Source organism: Pseudomonas sp. BW16M2 (assembly GCF_014268865.1).
GTDB classification, from domain to species: Bacteria; Pseudomonadota; Gammaproteobacteria; order Pseudomonadales; family Pseudomonadaceae; genus Aquipseudomonas; species Aquipseudomonas peradeniyensis.
This window is the reverse complement of the sequence record NZ_JABWRI010000029.1, coordinates 22,997-39,442: the sequence shown is the minus strand read 5'-3', so window position 1 is coordinate 39,442 and position 16,446 is coordinate 22,997. Positions and strand designations below refer to the sequence as shown.

General features: G+C 61.8%; 21 protein-coding genes, 2 tRNA genes and 1 pseudogene. 12 read left to right on the top strand and 12 right to left on the bottom strand.

The annotated features are described in order from the left end of the window. Nucleotides 1-2: 2 nt before the first annotated feature. Both HU735_RS21535 and HU735_RS21530 read right to left on the bottom strand, forming a co-directional pair. Nucleotides 3-1,163, bottom strand: a complete 1,161-nt coding sequence (locus HU735_RS21535; RefSeq protein WP_186715201.1) for an ATP-binding protein — start codon at nucleotides 1,161-1,163, stop codon at nucleotides 3-5. A gap of 80 nt (nucleotides 1,164-1,243) precedes the next feature. Then, nucleotides 1,244-1,528 carry a hypothetical protein gene (locus tag HU735_RS21530; protein WP_186715200.1) on the bottom strand — a complete coding sequence of 95 codons (285 nt, stop codon included), beginning with the start codon at nucleotides 1,526-1,528 and terminating at the stop codon, nucleotides 1,244-1,246. A gap of 102 nt (nucleotides 1,529-1,630) precedes the next feature. Between HU735_RS21530 and HU735_RS21525 the strand changes: the two genes are divergently transcribed. The 3 genes from HU735_RS21525 (at nucleotide 1,631) to HU735_RS21515 (ending at nucleotide 2,540) form a co-directional block, all read left to right on the top strand. Further along, nucleotides 1,631-1,843 (top strand): hypothetical protein, encoded by a 213-nt coding sequence (locus tag HU735_RS21525; protein ID WP_186715199.1) that lies wholly within the window; start codon nucleotides 1,631-1,633, stop codon nucleotides 1,841-1,843. Between the two features lie 93 nt (nucleotides 1,844-1,936). Beyond that, nucleotides 1,937-2,021: transfer RNA gene (locus tag HU735_RS21520), tRNA-Leu, on the top strand. A 105-nt stretch (nucleotides 2,022-2,126) separates the two neighbouring features. Then, nucleotides 2,127-2,540, top strand: a complete 414-nt coding sequence (locus HU735_RS21515; protein ID WP_028692439.1) for a DoxX family protein — start codon at nucleotides 2,127-2,129, stop codon at nucleotides 2,538-2,540. 14 nt (nucleotides 2,541-2,554) lie between these two features. Here HU735_RS21515 and HU735_RS21510 read toward each other — a convergent pair whose 3' ends face one another. Beyond that, nucleotides 2,555-2,743, bottom strand: coding sequence for a hypothetical protein (locus HU735_RS21510; protein ID WP_050706261.1), 189 nt, complete (start codon nucleotides 2,741-2,743; stop codon nucleotides 2,555-2,557). 240 nt (nucleotides 2,744-2,983) lie between these two features. On the opposite strand from HU735_RS21510, the gene HU735_RS21505 reads away from it, so the two are divergent. Next, on the top strand, nucleotides 2,984-3,658 hold the full coding sequence (locus HU735_RS21505) for a polysaccharide lyase family 7 protein (protein ID WP_186715198.1): 675 nt from the start codon (nucleotides 2,984-2,986) through the stop codon (nucleotides 3,656-3,658). Between the two features lie 297 nt (nucleotides 3,659-3,955). Here HU735_RS21505 and HU735_RS21500 read toward each other — a convergent pair whose 3' ends face one another. Then, entirely contained in the window at nucleotides 3,956-4,393 is a 438-nt protein-coding gene (locus HU735_RS21500; protein ID WP_186715197.1) for an anti-virulence regulator CigR family protein, read from the bottom strand. A 184-nt stretch (nucleotides 4,394-4,577) separates the two neighbouring features. On the opposite strand from HU735_RS21500, the gene HU735_RS21495 reads away from it, so the two are divergent. Together HU735_RS21495 and HU735_RS21490 are read left to right on the top strand one after the other, a co-directional pair. Continuing rightward, nucleotides 4,578-4,934 carry a hypothetical protein gene (locus HU735_RS21495; protein ID WP_186715196.1) on the top strand — a complete coding sequence of 119 codons (357 nt, stop codon included), beginning with the start codon at nucleotides 4,578-4,580 and terminating at the stop codon, nucleotides 4,932-4,934. Nucleotides 4,935-5,269: 335 nt separating this feature from the next. Further along, nucleotides 5,270-5,989, top strand: a complete 720-nt coding sequence (locus HU735_RS21490; RefSeq protein ID WP_238349874.1) for an META and DUF4377 domain-containing protein — start codon at nucleotides 5,270-5,272, stop codon at nucleotides 5,987-5,989. A 66-nt stretch (nucleotides 5,990-6,055) separates the two neighbouring features. Here the strand turns inward: HU735_RS21490 and HU735_RS21485 are convergent, their stop codons facing one another. Both HU735_RS21485 and HU735_RS21480 read right to left on the bottom strand, forming a co-directional pair. Beyond that, entirely contained in the window at nucleotides 6,056-6,448 is a 393-nt protein-coding gene (locus HU735_RS21485; protein ID WP_186715194.1) for a nuclear transport factor 2 family protein, read from the bottom strand. Next, entirely contained in the window at nucleotides 6,445-7,095 is a 651-nt protein-coding gene (locus HU735_RS21480; RefSeq protein ID WP_186715193.1) for a DsbA family protein, read from the bottom strand. The genes HU735_RS21485 and HU735_RS21480 overlap by 4 nt, the downstream gene beginning before the upstream one ends. A gap of 111 nt (nucleotides 7,096-7,206) precedes the next feature. Between HU735_RS21480 and HU735_RS21475 the strand changes: the two genes are divergently transcribed. Both HU735_RS21475 and HU735_RS21470 read left to right on the top strand, forming a co-directional pair. After that, nucleotides 7,207-8,100, top strand: coding sequence for a LysR family transcriptional regulator (locus HU735_RS21475; RefSeq protein WP_186715192.1), 894 nt, complete (start codon nucleotides 7,207-7,209; stop codon nucleotides 8,098-8,100). 92 nt (nucleotides 8,101-8,192) lie between these two features. Next, on the top strand, nucleotides 8,193-8,399 hold the full coding sequence (locus tag HU735_RS21470) for a DUF6434 domain-containing protein (protein WP_186715191.1): 207 nt from the start codon (nucleotides 8,193-8,195) through the stop codon (nucleotides 8,397-8,399). Between the two features lie 217 nt (nucleotides 8,400-8,616). Here HU735_RS21470 and HU735_RS21465 read toward each other — a convergent pair whose 3' ends face one another. The 5 genes and pseudogenes from HU735_RS21465 to sohB form a co-directional block, all read right to left on the bottom strand. Continuing rightward, nucleotides 8,617-8,967 carry a hypothetical protein gene (locus tag HU735_RS21465; RefSeq protein ID WP_186715190.1) on the bottom strand — a complete coding sequence of 117 codons (351 nt, stop codon included), beginning with the start codon at nucleotides 8,965-8,967 and terminating at the stop codon, nucleotides 8,617-8,619. Next, nucleotides 8,964-9,251 (bottom strand): annotated as a pseudogene (locus HU735_RS21460) (hypothetical protein); the annotation flags it as partial. The gene HU735_RS21465 and the pseudogene HU735_RS21460, both read right to left, overlap by 4 nt. Nucleotides 9,252-9,475: 224 nt before the next feature. Further along, nucleotides 9,476-10,438: a hypothetical protein gene (locus tag HU735_RS21455; RefSeq protein ID WP_186715189.1), complete on the bottom strand. Its 963-nt coding sequence runs from the start codon at nucleotides 10,436-10,438 to the stop codon at nucleotides 9,476-9,478. Between the two features lie 398 nt (nucleotides 10,439-10,836). Further along, nucleotides 10,837-10,910, bottom strand: a tRNA-Cys gene (locus tag HU735_RS21450). A 144-nt stretch (nucleotides 10,911-11,054) separates the two neighbouring features. Beyond that, nucleotides 11,055-12,071 (bottom strand): protease SohB, encoded by a 1,017-nt coding sequence (sohB, locus tag HU735_RS21445; RefSeq protein ID WP_050706271.1) that lies wholly within the window; start codon nucleotides 12,069-12,071, stop codon nucleotides 11,055-11,057. A gap of 199 nt (nucleotides 12,072-12,270) precedes the next feature. On the opposite strand from sohB, the gene HU735_RS21440 reads away from it, so the two are divergent. From HU735_RS21440 to HU735_RS21425, 4 genes are all read left to right on the top strand, one after another. Next, entirely contained in the window at nucleotides 12,271-12,984 is a 714-nt protein-coding gene (locus tag HU735_RS21440; RefSeq protein WP_050706278.1) for a histidine phosphatase family protein, read from the top strand. Between the two features lie 54 nt (nucleotides 12,985-13,038). Beyond that, entirely contained in the window at nucleotides 13,039-13,356 is a 318-nt protein-coding gene (locus tag HU735_RS21435) for an SCP2 sterol-binding domain-containing protein (RefSeq protein WP_050706279.1), read from the top strand. A 197-nt stretch (nucleotides 13,357-13,553) separates the two neighbouring features. Next, a complete protein-coding gene (locus tag HU735_RS21430) occupies nucleotides 13,554-14,621 on the top strand; it encodes a phosphotransferase family protein (RefSeq protein ID WP_186715188.1) in 1,068 nt (355 codons plus the stop codon). A gap of 27 nt (nucleotides 14,622-14,648) precedes the next feature. Then, on the top strand, nucleotides 14,649-15,416 hold the full coding sequence (locus tag HU735_RS21425) for an SDR family oxidoreductase (protein WP_186715187.1): 768 nt from the start codon (nucleotides 14,649-14,651) through the stop codon (nucleotides 15,414-15,416). 126 nt (nucleotides 15,417-15,542) lie between these two features. On the opposite strand, the gene HU735_RS21420 is transcribed toward HU735_RS21425, so the two are convergent. Continuing rightward, the gene (locus HU735_RS21420; RefSeq protein WP_186715186.1) at nucleotides 15,543-16,364 is read right to left on the bottom strand and encodes a class I SAM-dependent methyltransferase; all 822 of its coding nucleotides are present in this window, start codon (nucleotides 16,362-16,364) and stop codon (nucleotides 15,543-15,545) included. Nucleotides 16,365-16,446 lie beyond the last annotated feature (82 nt).

Here is a 16,446-nt window from a genome sequence, read left to right as displayed (position 1 = left end):
GTCTATCCGTCGCTCGCTGGGGTATCGGTGCCTGTTCGGGCGGGTAGGTACAGGCTCATGCAGGTGCCTTCGCCGGGGCGGCTGGAGACGCTGATCGCGCCCTCGCTCTGGCGGGCGAAGCCATAGGCCTGGCTCAGCCCAAGGCCGGTGCCCTTGCCGAAAGCCTTGGTGGTGAAGAACGGCTCGAAGATGCGCGGCAACACCTGGGGGTCGATGCCCTGCCCGTCATCACGCACATCGAAACGCACGAAGTGCCCGTGCAGGCCCTCCACCTCGCCAGTCAGGCGAACGCTTTCTACCGCCAGGTGGATCTGCCCGGTCGCCGCGATGGCGTCGCGGGCGTTGAACACCAGGTTGAGCAGGACCATCTGCAACTGTCCGGCATCCACCTCGATCAACGGCAGGTCCGGCTGCACCTGCGGCAGCAGTTCGATGTCCCTGGGCAGCGCGTGCTCCGCCAGACCACGAGTGGTGTCGATCACCTGGGCCGGGGCGATGCGGGTGACGTTCAGTTGCCGATGCCGGGCGAAGCTGAGCAGTTGCTGGGTGAGTTGGGTACCGCGCTGTCCGGCGTCGAGGATATGCTCGAGCAGGCGCCGCACCCGTGCCGGATCCTGGCTGCCGCAGGCCAGCCGGGCGGAACTGAGGATGATCGTCAGCAGGTTGTTGAAGTCATGGGCCAGGCCACCAGTCAGTTGCCCCAGGGCCTCGAGCTTCTGCGCCTGGAACAGCTGCGCGCGCATGGCGTCCAGTTGCAGGGCGGATTCGCGGCGGTCGGTGATGTCGCGGGTGACTTTGGCCAGGCCGATGACCTCACCTTTTTCATCACGAATGACATCTAGCGCCGCCAGCGCCCAGAATTGCGTACCGTCCTTGCGCACGCGCCAGCCCTCGTCCTGCACCTTGCCCTCTTCCAAGGCCTGGTGCAGCAGCTGTTGCGGACGGCCTTCGGCACGGTCCTGGTCAGTAAAGAACAACGAGAAATGCCGGCCGATCACCTCGTCGGCGCGATAGCCCTTGATCCGCTGCGCACCCGCGTTCCACGACACCACATGGCCGGTCGGATCGAGCATGTAGATGGCATAGTCCACCACTGCCTGGACCAACTGCTCGTAGCGCGCCTCGGGCATCACCGAATGGGTGGGGCGGTCTGTCGACACCATGCAAGCTCCACAAGCACCGCGAAAGGACATATTGAGCGTAGTCAAAAGTCCCGCCTACACCGTCCTTCAGGCGACGATCGTCAGTGCTCGCGCTCCACCACCGTCGGCACCAGCCGGCGCGGCATCGCCACCTTCAGCAACCACAGCCCCAGCAGCAGGATCAATGCCCCGCCGCCCAATGCCAGCAAGCGCTGTGCTCCGGGGTGTTGCTGATCGAGCCCGAGCATCAACAGGTAGCCGCCCAGGCTCATGAAACCGGCGTACAGGAATGCCGCCAGCAGGCAGACAAGCAGGAACAGCAGACGCCAGAACAGCTTCGGGCGCACGCGCCGGACTGCCTCTGGGTCGGGGGAACGCGATGACATGGCGACACAACCAGTTGGATCCAATGTGTGGACAGTGGCGTAATGGCAGCATCCTGTCAATTGACCTATAGTGGCTGCGCCCCGATTTCACAAGGAAGCGACATGACTTCGAACCTTCGCATGCAAGGGCTGCAAGACGACCTGGTGCGCAGTGCCGGCGAACTCGACGAACTGTGCCAGGCCCTGGATGGCCATGCCCGGTTCCTGCGCCACTCGATCCACCAGGCTGATGCACAGGCCATGGACGGGCATGTCAATGACCTGCACCACTCGGCCTGCGAGATGCGCGACATCGCCCGCAGCATCGAACCCTGAACCCTGGGGCCGGTTGACGCTTCTATAACAATGGGTTATAAAGCGCGCCTGATTGCCTTGGCCCTGCTGCTATGTAGCATGCCGGTCAATCGTGCGAGTGTGGTGGAATTGGTATACACAGCAGACTTAAAATCTGTCGGCGTGAGCCTTGCGGGTTCGAGTCCCGCCACTCGCACCATCTTCTGCCGATCAAGGCGCCCTTGCGGCGCCTTTTTCATGCCCGCCGGAAAACCGCCGCGCACCTGCTAGAGTGGAACCTGTCACTGTCCACTGGAGCGCCACCATGCGCTATAGCCTGCTCGACGGTCAACGCGACGTCATCCTGCTGCTCGCCCGCATCCTGCTGATGATCCTGTTCGTGCTCTCCGGATGGAGCAAGCTGAGCGGTTTCGAAGGCACGGTCGGCTACATGACCTCCCTCGGCGCGCCGGCGCCCATGCTGGCGGCAGCCGTCGCCGTGATCATGGAGCTGCTGGTCGGCATCCTGCTGATCCTGGGCTTCTACACCCGCCCGTTGGCCTTGCTGTTTGCCCTGTTCGTGCTGGGCACCGCGCTGCTCGGGCACCCGTTCTGGAACATGGTCGAGCCCGAGCGCAGCGCCAACATGACCCAGTTCCTGAAGAACCTCGCCATTGTCGGCGGGTTGCTGCTGCTGGCCCTCACCGGCGCCGGGCGCTTCTCCCTCGACCGTCGCTGAGCACCACTGCGGCCTCAGTCATCGCAGTCGTCGTGCCAGGCTGGGTGGTCGTCCTCATCATCGAAGTCGTCGAGCGACTCTTCGTCCTCCTCGACTTCGTCCAGCGCCCCGTAGGCGTCCGCCTCGGGGTCGAAGTCTTCGTGGAATTCAGGGTCGAGCAGGTGGTCGTGCTCAGGTTCAGGCAGATCGTCTTCGTCGTGCATCGCAGGCTCCGGTAACAACGGCACGCCTGTATAGGCGCATCGGCGCGGGCGGTCAATCCTCGCGGCGCTTAACCCCGGCTTAACCGACAAGGCGCATGGTGCAGGCTCTCCCTTCAAAAACGCACTTTGCCCGCCGCCCTGGCGGGCTTTTTTTGCCCGGTCCTCCCGCGCACCACTGAACCGCCCGCCATTTCAGCGCTCGCATGGGTGCAGGATCTTTTTCATCAAGGAGCTTTCCCCATGGCCGTGAACATCGACCAACTGATCATTACTACCCCGGTGCCCAAATCCGCTACCAACCCTGTGGCCCTGGAGGTCACCGGCGCCCAGGCCCTCGCCAGCCTGCCCCAGGTTGTAAGCCGACTGAGCAGTGGCGCAGTGCGCATGACCGCGCCGACCAAGGGCGCATCGAGCAAGAGTACCCATCGAACCCGCTGCGAGTGGAAGGAGGCCACCTATTGGGCCATGAGCAGCGCCAGCCGACATTTCAGCCACCAGCGCATGCTGCTGGAGCAGGTCAACTCGGCACAGAAGGTGGTGATCGCGCAGTTGCATGTGAAAGACGACGACAGCCCGCCGATCAAGGTGTTCTGGAACAAGGGCAAGATCACCCTCGGCTTTCGCCGGGACTTCAACCAGGCGACGCCAGCCAACAGCACCCTCCTCGTCGATGTGCCCCTGGGTACGTCCTTCGACATCACCCTCGAAGTCACCGCGGCCAGGGCCGTGACGGTGACCGCTGCCTGCAACGGCCGCAGCGGCGACTCCGGCCTGCTGCAAATGACCTCGGACTGGAAGGACCAGACCTTCAACTTCCATGGCGGCGTCTACAACCAGGTGGACTTCAGCGATGACACCCCGTCCGTGGACGCGTCTGTCTGCGTGATCAGCCAGCTGGAACTGCTGCACCGTTAGAGGCTCGGGAGCCGTTGCCGGGAAACGTTCGCCGGGCTTATGAAAAACTCAGTAACGTTTACTGCACGATTACCCGGGTGGCCTTCACGAAATTCTGACAAACGCCTAGGCAGACTGACCTGGCTTCGATACGTTCTGTTCAACCCGCCTTTTTGGCGGGTTTTCTTTTTTGTGCTCCCCGCCTACGCGAAAGCAGCGCCAATTGACAACATTTTCACGTCTGCCGTGCCAAGGTGATGACTCATCCGTGAAACACTTGGCCCGCCCTCCCCAGCGGGCCTTTTCTTTGCCTGCGCGCTAGTCGAAAGCACCGTTGAGTACTTCGTAGATCACCCCCGTGGCGACTGCCACCAGAATCAGGTCGACACCCGCCTGCATCCATTCATAACCGTCATAACGCGGCAGCTGGCCCAGCAGCCGGCCATCGAGCTTCTTGGCGATGCCTGGGGGCAACGGCTTGCCACGCGCCAGGTTCTTCTGGATGCCGGGAGGCAATGCAGGCCCCGGGCTCCAGTAGTCGCGGTGCCCACCCAGAATGCCGAGCACATCGCCCCGGTCAATCACCGGGCCGCCGTGACCACCCTCGTGCTTGCCCGCCCCTTGGTTGCCATGGTTCTGCTGGGATTGCCCCTTGCCGTGCCCCTTGCCATTACCCGGGTCGGCGAAGGATATGCAGGGCGCCAGTACCAGCGCGATGGATGTCAGTGTGGCAATGACGGTGCGGCGCTTGCTCATTGCTGCTTGCCTCTGAAGATTGGGGTCTGTGCAATCCTAGACCATGACAATGACATGGGGCTTCACCATGCGCCTGCCTGAGCAATCAGGCCTATCGGCACTACGGCGGGCGCGCATATTACCGTTGCGACTTGGTAAAGTGGCATCCAGCCGGTATTGAAGGACCACAGGTCAAAGGAACGACATGCTGAAACTGCTCACCGACATAGCCTTCCTGTGCGCGGGGCTATTGCTACTGATCGCCCTCTTCTGGGCATGCACCTTCGAGCGCAATCGCTGGCGCGCAGCCTTCGAAGCAGACTTCACGACCAAGCTGGGCAAGCTGGGCATCGAGGGCTATGAACTGGTGGTCGACAAAGTCACGCTGCCAACCCCCCATAGAGCTGCCGATGTGTACCGGATCTTCCACGATCTGGAGGGCAACTATTTTCTTTACATCAAGAACGGCTACGCAGAGGGAGCACTCAAGCCCTTGACCAGCGAGCGGGCGCTACAGGCCGCGAAAATGAGTGGATATCCCTGCAAAGGTCCGCAGGTCTAGAGGGCACTGGCTGTTCTGCAAAATCTGGCAACACTTGCCGGCCACCCTGTCGATGAAACTCAATGGGATCGATGCTGTCCCATTGCCATCGGTTACTGCCGAGGCCGTCCGATAGCGCTCACAGACGTGGCAAGGTCCACGTCGCGAAGCGATCCTGAAACGGCCTCGATATCCCGGTTTACCGGCGCGCGCATCCCACCTGTCGAGGATGCCGCCCTCATTTTTCAAGGCTGAAAGAGCGAACCATGAAACAGAACATTCTCCTCGTTGCCGTCTGCGCTGCCCTGCTCCAGGCCTGCGCCCCGGCTTCCACCTCCCATGAAGGGACGCCTTCCATGCCTGCCACTGCCGCGTCTACCGCAACCCAGCCCAAACTCTCGGCCTACTACTGGAACCTGGTCGCTGCCAACGATGCGTCGGGCAAGGCCATTGCCGCCATGGCGCCTGGCATTGAGGGCAAGCTGCGCCTGAACTTCGCCGAGCGTAACCTGAACATCAGCGGCGGCTGCAACAACCAGTTTGGCGGCTATACCGTCCAGGACGGCGTACTGAAGGTGCAGTCACTGGCCTCGACCATGAAGGCCTGCGACAAGCCCCTGATGGAACTGGACGCCCAGGTCGGGCGCCTGTTCAAGGGCGACCTGCGCACCACCCTCTCCGACGATGCCGGGGAGCCAGTACTGCAACTGACCACCCAGGACGGCTCGGTGCTGAAGTTCCAGGGTGAAGCCACCCCGGAGACCCGCTATGGCAGCAAGGGCGAGATCAAGTTCCTGGAAGTGGCCGCCAAGACCGTCAAGTGCAGCCATCCACTGATCCCCAACTACCAGTGCCTGCAAGTGCGCGAGCGTCGCTATGACGACGCCGGCCTGCAGCTGGCGACCCAGGACAGCTGGCACCCGCTGTACCAGTCCATCGAGGGCTTCGAGCACCGTGACGGCGTGCGCACCGTGCTGCGCGTGAAGCAATACGAATGGAAGAACCCGCCGGCCGACGCCTCGTCGCAGGTCTATGTGCTGGACCTGGTGGTCGAGCAGGACGCTTCGGGCAAGTAATTGCCAGTCGGCGCAGGCCGCCCCGCGGCGGCCTGCGCCTGGAACCGACGGCGACCGTGAAACGGCTCAGGTAAGCGCCGCGTTGACCTGCGCACTGTCGACGAATTGCTCCATGCTGACGATCTTGCCGTTGTTCAGCCGGTACAGGTGGGCAAAGGTAGCGGTCATCGCCTTCCCGGTCTTGCGATAGGTACCCGAGTAGACGCCAAAGGCGGCAACCCGGTCGTCCTCGGCCACATAGGTATGCACCTTGGCCTGGTAGCCATCCCATTCGCTGGCCAGGCGATGGAACACACCCTCCATGATCGCCTGCGGGCCGACATAGGTACCGGCATAAGGGAAGCCGGCCGCCTCGGTCCAGGTCACGTCCGCAGCCAGCGCCTCCAGCAGATTCCGGCCATTCTGTTCGGCTGAGCCTTCGTACGAGGCTCGGATGATGTCCAGGTTGCTCTTGCTCATGGTTTTACCCCCACGTTCAGCTCGCGAATGAAGGCCTGAGGATCTGAAAAGATAGCGCTGGCAGGTAGCAACCGCAGGGCGTCGTCCGCTTGTTGCAGAACGAATGTCGGCACGCCTCGGCCACCCACGCGACCCAGCAAGGTACGCCCCTGCCCCACACGATCGTCGTTGGCCTGCAGCAAGGCCGAATCCGGGCGCGTCAGCCGCTCGGCGGCGGCATTCAAGCCCAGGTTCACCAGCACTGCAGTCAACGTCTCCAGTCGAGTCACATCCTGGCCATCGACATAGCGCGCCGCCTGGATCGCCTTGAGCGCTTCGAACTCGCGCTCAGGCGAAGTCAGGTTCACTGCACTGAGCGCCAGGGTAGACGGACCACTGTCGAACGCCTGGAGACGGTCGGCGAGTACCTGGTCGCGGTAGCGTTCAGTAAAGGTTTGCCCGGTCAGGCGCTCGATACGCTGGTCGTTGCTCCAGGCGTAGGCCGCAAACTCATCATCCATGACGCGAGCACCGCTGCCGGAAAACAGCCCCGTCGGTATCAGGCGCAACGCAAGGCCAGTGGACTCGAGAACGTGGGGCAGCGGTCCACCTGCACCGTAGCACCAGCCACAGAGTGGATCGAAGAGGTAAACCAGGGTCTTGCTCATAGTGAATCGCCTTGAATGGAATGCCTCGAATCTTATAGCTCAAGCATTGACATTTAAACGCATACGAAATAAACGCACTGTATGTAATAGGCATACATTAAGGACATATCAATGACCGGCGCTTCCAGCCTGAACAGGCTTGCGTACTTTACTGCAGTGGTCGAAACCGGCTCCTTCACCGCAGCAGCAGAGCGCCTCGGCATAACCAAGGCCGTGGTCAGCCAACAGGTGGCGCGGCTGGAAAGCGACTGTCGCACCACACTGCTGGTTCGCAGTACGCGAAAAGTCCGCACCACCGAGGCGGGCCAGCAGTTCTATCACCGCTGTGCATTGATCCTCAAAGAGGCTGAAGAGGCTTTCGAGGAATTGTCCGAAGCCGCCAGCGAGCCGACGGGCACCCTACGCCTGACCGCCCCTTTCGATTACGGCATCGGTGTCGTGGTACCGGCCATCACCGCATTCTCGCAACGATATCCGCAGTGCAAGGTCGAGGCACATTTCAGCGACCAGACCCTGGATCTGGGCGCCAACGATCTGGACCTTTCCATTCGCGTTGGCTGGATTACCGAGCAACATCTGCAGGCCCGGCGAATCGGCGAGCTTGCACAACGGTTGGTGGCCGGCCCGCAGTGGCAAGCGCGAGTGGACAAACTGCAGGCTCCGGCGGATCTGGCCGACCTACCGATCGTGGCGAACCTGGCGCTGCGAGAACCGACCCGTTGGCTATTTGCCAAGGGTGCCTCGCAGCGCGAAACAGTGGAGATGAGAGCCAGCCTGTCGCTCAACGCCACCTTGGCAGTGCGCGAAGCCACGCTGCTCGGGGCCGGGCTATCGGTCCTTCCGGACTATGTGGCGGAACCTGACCTGCAGGCAGGCCGGCTGATCGAGGTGCTGCCGCAGTGGTCGCTACCCCGAGGCGAGATCCATGCGGTCTTCCCGACGGCTCGCTTTCGACCGGTCAAGGTGCGGGCATTCATCGAGCTTCTGGCAAGCCGCCTGGCTTAAGTTAGATGGCGCAGACCATCAGGTCAGGGCACGCCCGCGCAGCCGCCGACAATGCTACGCTCCTGGGATCACAGCCATCCAAGGGAATGAAGATGAGCTTCGACTGGCACGCTGGGCCGATTACCCGCGCCACTCCGCTGGACCGGCACTACCGGAACACGCAGAAGGTCCGGCGGTTCCTGGTCGCTGAATGTGGCGAGGCCTTCAAGTTCGACCGCGCCTTCATGGCCTGGATCAAGAGCGCAGCGCCTGCCACCATGGGGGAAGTTGCGGATGAGTGGCTGCGTACACATGACTAATTCTAAGCAGCTCCCTGTCCTACGTTGCTCTTCGAATATGTGCTGGACCTGATGGTCGAGCAGGATGCTTCGGGCAAGAGCACGTAGTTGGGATCCATGCAGCCCGGTAGTTCGTTCTGCCGGGGCCCGTTACAGCATCACTGAAGAACGGGCGACAAAAACTTCCGGTACTGCAATATCGATCAGTGCTTCTGTGCCCCCTCTACAGAGGTGGTACTCAGAGACATCCTCTGATGGCATCGGCCCTTCTGTCACGACGTGATTCGAAGATCGTCGTCATGAAGTAGACCTTGATATCCGTACCCACTGCGCTAGGCAGGAAGTCGGCAAACTCTGCTTCGCCTGCACTAACCACGGTCTTACCACCGCCACGCAGCGGCTGAAGATAGACCTCATGAATGGCCCCCCCCCACTTCTGGCTCTGCCAAGCATAAAGCGTACATTCGGCAACCGTGGCAGGATCCTTTTGGCTTACAAGGTGACGCGAGGGCCCATCTGCACGCTTTTCGTCCATCGTTGCACAGCCAGCCAAGGCCAGCGCAGAAACCAGCCCAATAAAAATCCTCATGCGATCCTCCTTGTGGGTGTCAGCAATCTATACACCAACCAGGAGCAGGCACACCAGACTCTGTACGAAATGCATCTGCACTCGTCCATACTGCGTTGATCAGTGAGCAATCCGACTTGGCTTGTCAGGGCCTCGATCTTGCCCTCCAGCTCGTCGACAGTTGCGGCCAACTCGCGCTTCTTGGCGAATTGTTCGGCGCGGTTCTCGGCATGCTTGCGGGCCTCGCGCTCGGAGTCGAGCAGCTCATTCAGACGGCGCACGGTGCCGATGTCGGCAGGGTCCATAAGTACTCCGAGGGTCTGAATAGGCCCTCATGGAGCCACTGAATTCGATGCGGGTCTCTCCCCGCCCGTCCGCCAATGGGCTTGCAGCGCTGGCACCCAACTGAACCAGTCTCGCCGCGCGTCCAGGCATCCCCCGAAGGGCCACCCTGGCTGTGGCGAGCCTGAATCAGAAATGAAAAAGCCCAGCGCGACGGCTGGGCTCTATTACGCAAGGAGGTAGAAGATCATGGAGTCCAGTAAGCAATCTTGCCGGCTGCACCAACAGCTACAAAATTGCCGTTGCCGTAGGCGACGCTCCGGATATCGGTTCCTGCGAAAGTGTTGGCTTGCTGAACCCAGCCGATCCCATCCTCGGAAACGGCTGTCTTGCCGCCGTCGCCGACAGCTACATACTTGCCATTACCGTAAGCAATGTCGCGGATGATGGTTCCACCGAAACTGGTATCTTCAACAGCAGTCCAGGTAAGCCCATCGGATGAATATGCCATCTTGCCATCCGCACCAACGATAAACATTTTCCCGTTGCAAAGCTTCATGGAAAGGATGGTGCTAGTGCCGAAGGTGCTGGTTCTGGTCGCAAATGATTGCGGATTACCCGTTGGCATCTTCACAGCGCTAAGCAGCTTCCCATTCGATCCCGCAATCAACACAAAAACGCCAATGACGTTGACGCAGTGCACAGTCTCGCTAGAAGTGAAGGTCGTAGTGCGCTCCACCGTGCCTGACCAATCCTCATAACGGGAAAAGACTTTACCGTTAGACCCAACCAGTATCCAGGTCGCGATGTCGCCGTAAATTGGCTGATAATACACAATGCCATGCAAGTCTACATACGCGCGAGCAGCTGCCGTAAGGTCTGTCCAATCATTTAAAGGGCGTGCAATGCTGCCGTGGACCACATTGCCGGATTGAGAAAGGCCTTGAAGCGTTGTCCCAAGACCGTTCCAGTACAGCTCGTTGAGGACCTTTCCGCTATTAGAGGTGACGGCGCCCTTAAGCTTGGTCCACGCTGTACCAGTTGCGTCTCCAGTGACAAGCTGAGTGGTTGTGGGAAGACCGTTGCCACCAGCCGCATAAAACTTGCCTTGCGCAAAAACCACGCGCCTAAGCATGCCGGTGTTCTCCACCGGTTGTACTTGAGTCCAAAGATCTTGCAAGGTTTGAGACGCCGAGTTTGCGTTATCCATTTTAAACTCCGTTACTGAGCTGATTTAAGTTCAGGCCTCTGTATTGGGCGTATGGCGCTCATGGGCGATGGTTCGAGACTCGAGGTCCTCTGGCGAAGATCAGGGGTGATGAGGTTTCACCAACCTCAGACCTGTCGCTGATGTAGGAAATTATGCCACACGAGCACTGTATATTCAACCAGTATTCTCAGGTTTTTATTCAGTGAACTTCGACGCATCCACCGCGCTTGAGTGGATTCGCTGATTGGCGTGCTCCGGTGTACCGCCGTGTCGGAGCGATCGCCAAGCCTTCCAAGTGATCCAGTTTTGGGACTGCGTGTAATTTGTTTTGGGACTTAGGTAGTTTTCTGCGCGCAAAGAAAAACCCCGCAGACCTAGATCTGCGGGGTTTCGAATAGTGGAGGCCGAGGTCGGAATCGAACCGGCGTAGACGGATTTGCAATCCGGAGCATAACCACTTTGCTACTCGGCCTCAAAGTCGGAGTCAGCTTTCGCTATCTCCTTGAAACCGCTGGGCTTTTTCAAGTCAGCTGCGTTTCGATGGACGCCATTATGTCGGCATTCGATGCACCTTGCAACCCCCTTGAAGAAAAAAATCTTCAAGGGGTTCAAGGTGTTAGCGCAGACGCCCGAGTTTGCTCCACAAGCCGACCAGGGTGTTCTCCACCGCCCCGCTGGCGGCCACGCCGATACGCTCCTGCAGGCTCTTGCGCTCGGCGAAGCGCAGGTGGAACACATTGGCCTCGCGGGCACTGCGGCTCAGGTACTCGTCGCTGGTGCCCAGTTCGTCGACCAGCTGGCGATTGAGCGCGGCGATGCCCAACCAGACTTCACCGGTCGCTACCTCGTCTATATGAAGCTGCGGGCGATAGCGGGCGACGAAGTCCTTGAACAGCTGGTGGGTGATGTCCAGGTCTTCCTGAAACTTCTCCCGGCCCTTGTCGGTGTTCTCGCCGAACACGGTCAGGGTGCGTTTGTATTCGCCGGCAGTCAGCACCTCGAAATCGATGTCGTGCTTTTTCAGCAGGCGGTTGACGTTGGGCATCTGCGCCACCACGCCGATCGAGCCCAGCACCGCGAACGGCGCACTGACGATTTTCTCGCCGATGCAGGCCATCATGTAGCCGCCGCTGGCGGCGACCTTGTCGATGCAAATGGTCAGCGGGATGCCGGCCTCGCGGATACGCGCCAGCTGCGAAGCCGCCAAGCCATAGCTGTGCACCAGGCCGCCGCCGCTCTCCAGGCGCAACACCACCTCGTCACGCGGGGTGGCCAGGGTCAGCAGCGCGGTGATCTCGTTGCGCAGGCTTTCGGTGGCCGAGGCCTTGATGTCGCCGTCGAAGTCGAGGACGAACACCCGGCGCTTGTCCTCGGGCTTTTTCTTCTGCTGTTTTTCCGCCTTGGCCTGCTGCTTGCGCAGGGCCTTGAGCTGGGCCTTGTCGAGCAGGCCCGATTCCAGGCGCTCGCGCAGTTCCTTGTAGAACTCGTTGAGACGGGTAACCTGCAACTGCCCGCCCGGCTTGCGCCGCCCTTTGCCACGCAGGCCGGCGATGGCCGACAGCACCACCAGGATGGCGATCACCAGGGTGGCGGTTTTGGCGAGAAAGCTTGCGTATTCGGCAAGAAACTCCACATTGACTCCTTGATAAACCAGCGCCGCAAGGGCGCGAACTGGATGCAAGCATACCGGGGCGCCAAGGCCGCTGCCAGCCGGTGAAAATGCTGGCAACACAGTTCAAACGACCTTTTCAAACGCTTGTATGTTTTTTCGTTGACAGCCTGCCTGGGGCAACCTAACCTCGCAGCAACCTCCAACCGGGCCGGACTTCAACGTGGGCAATCTCTACCTGATCCGACATGGCCAAGCCTCCTTCGGTGCCGCTGACTACGACGTCCTCTCGCCGGTGGGCGAGCGTCAGAGCCAGGCACTGGGCGAGCACCTCGCCCAGCTGGGCCTGCGCCTGGACCGTTGCGTGGCCGGCACCCTGCGTCGCCAGCAGGACACCGCCCGCCTGGCCCTGGACGCGCTACAGGCCCATGGCGAGGCAGTCCCGACCATAGAGACCGACGCGGCCTTCAACGAGTTCGACGCCGACGGCGTGATCCGCGCCCTGCTCCCTGCCCTGCTGCCCGAAGAGCCCGAAGCCCTGCATGTGCTGCGCAACGGCGCCCAGCACCGCGGCGAGTTCCAGCGCCTGTTCGCCTTGATGGTGCAGCGCTGGCACGACGGCGAACATGCCCACGACGAACACCTGGAAACCTGGCAGGCCTTCACCGGCCGGGTCGGCGATGGCCTGCGGCGCCTGCTCGACAGCGCGGCCAGTGGCGACAACATCGCCCTGTTCACCTCCGGCGGCACCATCGCCGCCCTGCTCCACCTGGTAAGCGGAATCACGCCGGCTCAGGCGTTCACCCTGAACTGGCAGATCATCAACACGTCGCTCAGCCACCTGAAGTTCCGTGGCCGCGACGTCACCCTGGCTTCCTTCAACAGCCAAGCCCATGTGCGGCTGTTGCGGTTGCCGGAGCTCGTCACCTACCGATGAGCCCGGTCTGTTGTGTCCTTGCGGACGCGAAAATCACTTAACAAGGAATACACCATGAGCGATGTAGCTAAAGCCGTCGAGGCGATGAAGGCAAAATTCAACCCATCCGCTGCCGCCGGCCTGGACCTGGTGTTCGGCTTCAACATCACCGACGAAGACAAGCACTACGCCCTGCTGGTCAAGGATGGCACCTGCGAGATCCAGGAAGGCGAGAACGCCGACGCCAACTGCACCCTGGTACTGGACAGCGACACCCTCAAGGGCATCGTCAGCGGTGACACCGACGGCATGCAGGCCTTCATGAGCGGCAAGCTGCGCGTCGAAGGCGACATGATGCTGTCGATGAAGCTCAGCGAGCTGTTCCCGGCCTGATCGGCGCGGCGAATCGCCAATGAAAAAACCGAAGCCGCATGTGCTTCGGTTTTTTTTCGCCTGCCGCAAGGCCCGCCCATCAGGGCCATTGATCGCCCGGCAACACCCAGGCCAATAAACGTCTGGCACGCTTGTACCAGCTTTGACAGGAAATTAGATTAGCCAATAGTCCTTGCTACCGATCATAAGGAAATCGCATGACGCTCACCGACCAGTCCACCCAGGTACGCCCCGGCGAAGAACTCGACGCGGCCGTCATCGATCCGTACCTCAAGGATCACATTCCCGGTCTCGCGGGCACGCCGAGCATCAGCCAGTTCCCCGGCGGCGCCTCCAACCTGACCTACCTGGTCAGCTACCCGGACCGGGAGTTCGTGCTGCGCCGCCCGCCGTTCGGCCACAAGGCCAAGTCGGCCCACGACATGGGCCGTGAGTTCCGCATCCTCAACCAGCTCAACGCCGGCTTCCCCTATTGCCCCAAGGCCTACGTGCACTGCACCGACGAGTCGCTGATCGGCGGCGAGTTCTATGTAATGGAACGGGTCAACGGCATCATCCTGCGCTCGGACATCCCCGCCGAACTGGACCTGGACGCCGGCCGCACCGAAGCCCTGTGCAAGAGTTTCATCGACCGCCTGGTCGAGTTGCACCAGGTGGACTACCAGGCCTGCGGCCTGGCCGACCTGGGCAAGCCGGAAGGCTATGTGCAGCGCCAGGTCGAAGGCTGGGCCAGCCGCTACGAAAAAGCCCTGACCCCCGACGCGCCGCGCTGGGAGCAGGTGATCGCCTGGCTGCGCGAGAAGATGCCCGCCGACCACCCGCGCCCGGGCATCGTGCACAACGACTACCGCTTCGACAACGTCATCCTCGACAGCGCCAACCCGATGCGCATCATCGGCGTGCTGGACTGGGAGATGGCCACCATCGGCGACCCACTGATGGACCTGGGCAACAGCCTGGCCTACTGGATCGAGGCCGGCGACCCGGCGCCGGTGCAACTGATGCGCCGCCAGCCGAGCAATGCCCCGGGCATGCTCACTCGCCAGCAGTTCGTCGACTACTACGCCGAGCGCGCCGGCATCCGCATCGACAACTTCGACTTCTACTATTGCTACGGCCTGTTCCGCCTGGCCGGCATCGTCCAGCAGATCTACTACCGCTTCTTCCACGGCCAGACCCAGGACAAGCGCTTCGCCCAGTTCATCCACATGAACCGGCTGCTGGAGCAGATGAGCCTGCAACTGATCGGCAAATCCAGCCTGTAATCCCGGCAGACAACAAGGAATACGCGAATGTCCAAGACCCACCTGTTCGACCTCGACGGCAAGATCGCCTTCGTTTCCGGCGCCAGCCGCGGCATCGGCGAAGCCATCGCCCACCTGCTGGCCCAGCAGGGTGCCCATGTGATCGTCTCCAGCCGCAAGCTCGACGGCTGCCAGCAGGTGGCCGAGGCGATCGTCGCCGCCGGCGGCAAAGCCACCGCGGTGGCCTGCCACATCGGCGAGATGGAGCAGATCCAGCAGGTGTTCGCCGGCATCCGCGAACAGTTCGGCCGCCTCGACATCCTGGTCAACAACGCCGCCACCAACCCGCAGTTCTGCAACGTCCTGGACACCGACCTGGGAGCATTCCAGAAGACCGTCGACGTCAACATCCGCGGCTACTTCTTCATGTCGGTGGAAGCCGGCAAGCTGATGCGCGAGCACGGCGGCGGCAGCATCATTAACGTAGCCTCGATCAATGGCGTCTCGCCCGGGCTGTTCCAGGGCATCTACTCGGTGACCAAGGCGGCGGTGATCAACATGACCAAGGTCTTCGCCAAGGAGTGCGCGCAGTTCGGTATCCGCTGCAACGCTCTGCTGCCGGGGCTGACCGACACCAAGTTCGCCTCGGCGCTGGTGAAGAACGACAGCATCCGCAATGCCGCGCTGCAGCAGATCCCGCTCAAGCGCGTGGCCGACCCGAGCGAGATGGCCGGCGCGGTGCTGTACCTGGCCAGTGAGGCCTCAAGCTATACCACCGGCACCGCGCTCAATGTCGATGGTGGGTTCCTGTCCTGAGGACGCTGGCCCCTGGCTGAAATGGCGCGGGGTTCGTGGGAGCGGGCTTGCCCCGCGATTGCAATGGCGGCCCTTATCGCGGGGCAAGCCCGCTCCCACGACTCGCGTACACGCAATTCTCGTCCTCTACCCCTTGACCGCCTGCAGCGTATAGCTCAGCGGCAACCGCCACGGCGCCTCGTTCAGGCGCCACTCGCCGTCATCGCCCAGCGTCATCTGCCCCGGCAGCGCTTCCCAGGGGATGCTCTGGTGCTCCTCCAGGCCGGTGATGCGCAGGCCGTTGTTCAGCAGCGCGGTGATCACCTCGCCCAGGCCATGGTTCCACTCATGGGTTTCGGTCTGGGTCAGTGCCCGATCGGTTTCGACATAAGTCTCGTCGCTGTGCCACACCGTCGGCGCCTCGCGCTCGAAATACGGGTACCCCAGCTGCAGGCGGTCCTGATGGTCCTCGTTCACGGCCATCAGCATCGGGTGGCCGTCGCGCAGGAACAGCCGCCCGCCCGGCTTGAGCAACGCCGCCACGGTCTGCGCCCAGCGCTGGATGCTCGGCAGCCAGCACAGCGCGCCGATGCCGGTGTAGACCAGGTCGAAAGCCCCCGCAGGCAATACCTGCGCGGCCTGATAGACGTCCGATTCGACATAGGCGATGCCCGCGCCACAGAGCTCGGCCAACTGCCGCGCCTGGGCCAGGGACGCCGCAGAGAAATCCAGGCCGCAGACCTCGGCGCCCAGGCGCGCCAGCGACAGGGTGTCGGTGCCGATATGGCATTGCAGGTGCATCGCGCGCAGCCCGTGGATATCACCCAGGCGCGGCAGGTCGAAGCGCACCACCTCGGACAGGTGCCCGGGCTCGGCGACGAAGCGCTCGACTTCGTAGTCCCCGGAGGCGGCGTGCAGGGGTGCGCGCTCGTCCCAGCTGGCGCGGTTGAGTTCCAGTGATCGGCTCATAGCGGTGCTTCCCTGTCCTGAGTGAGTCAGGCGCCACGATAACCAGCCCCGACAAACCCGGCAACCACCCCGTCAACCAGAA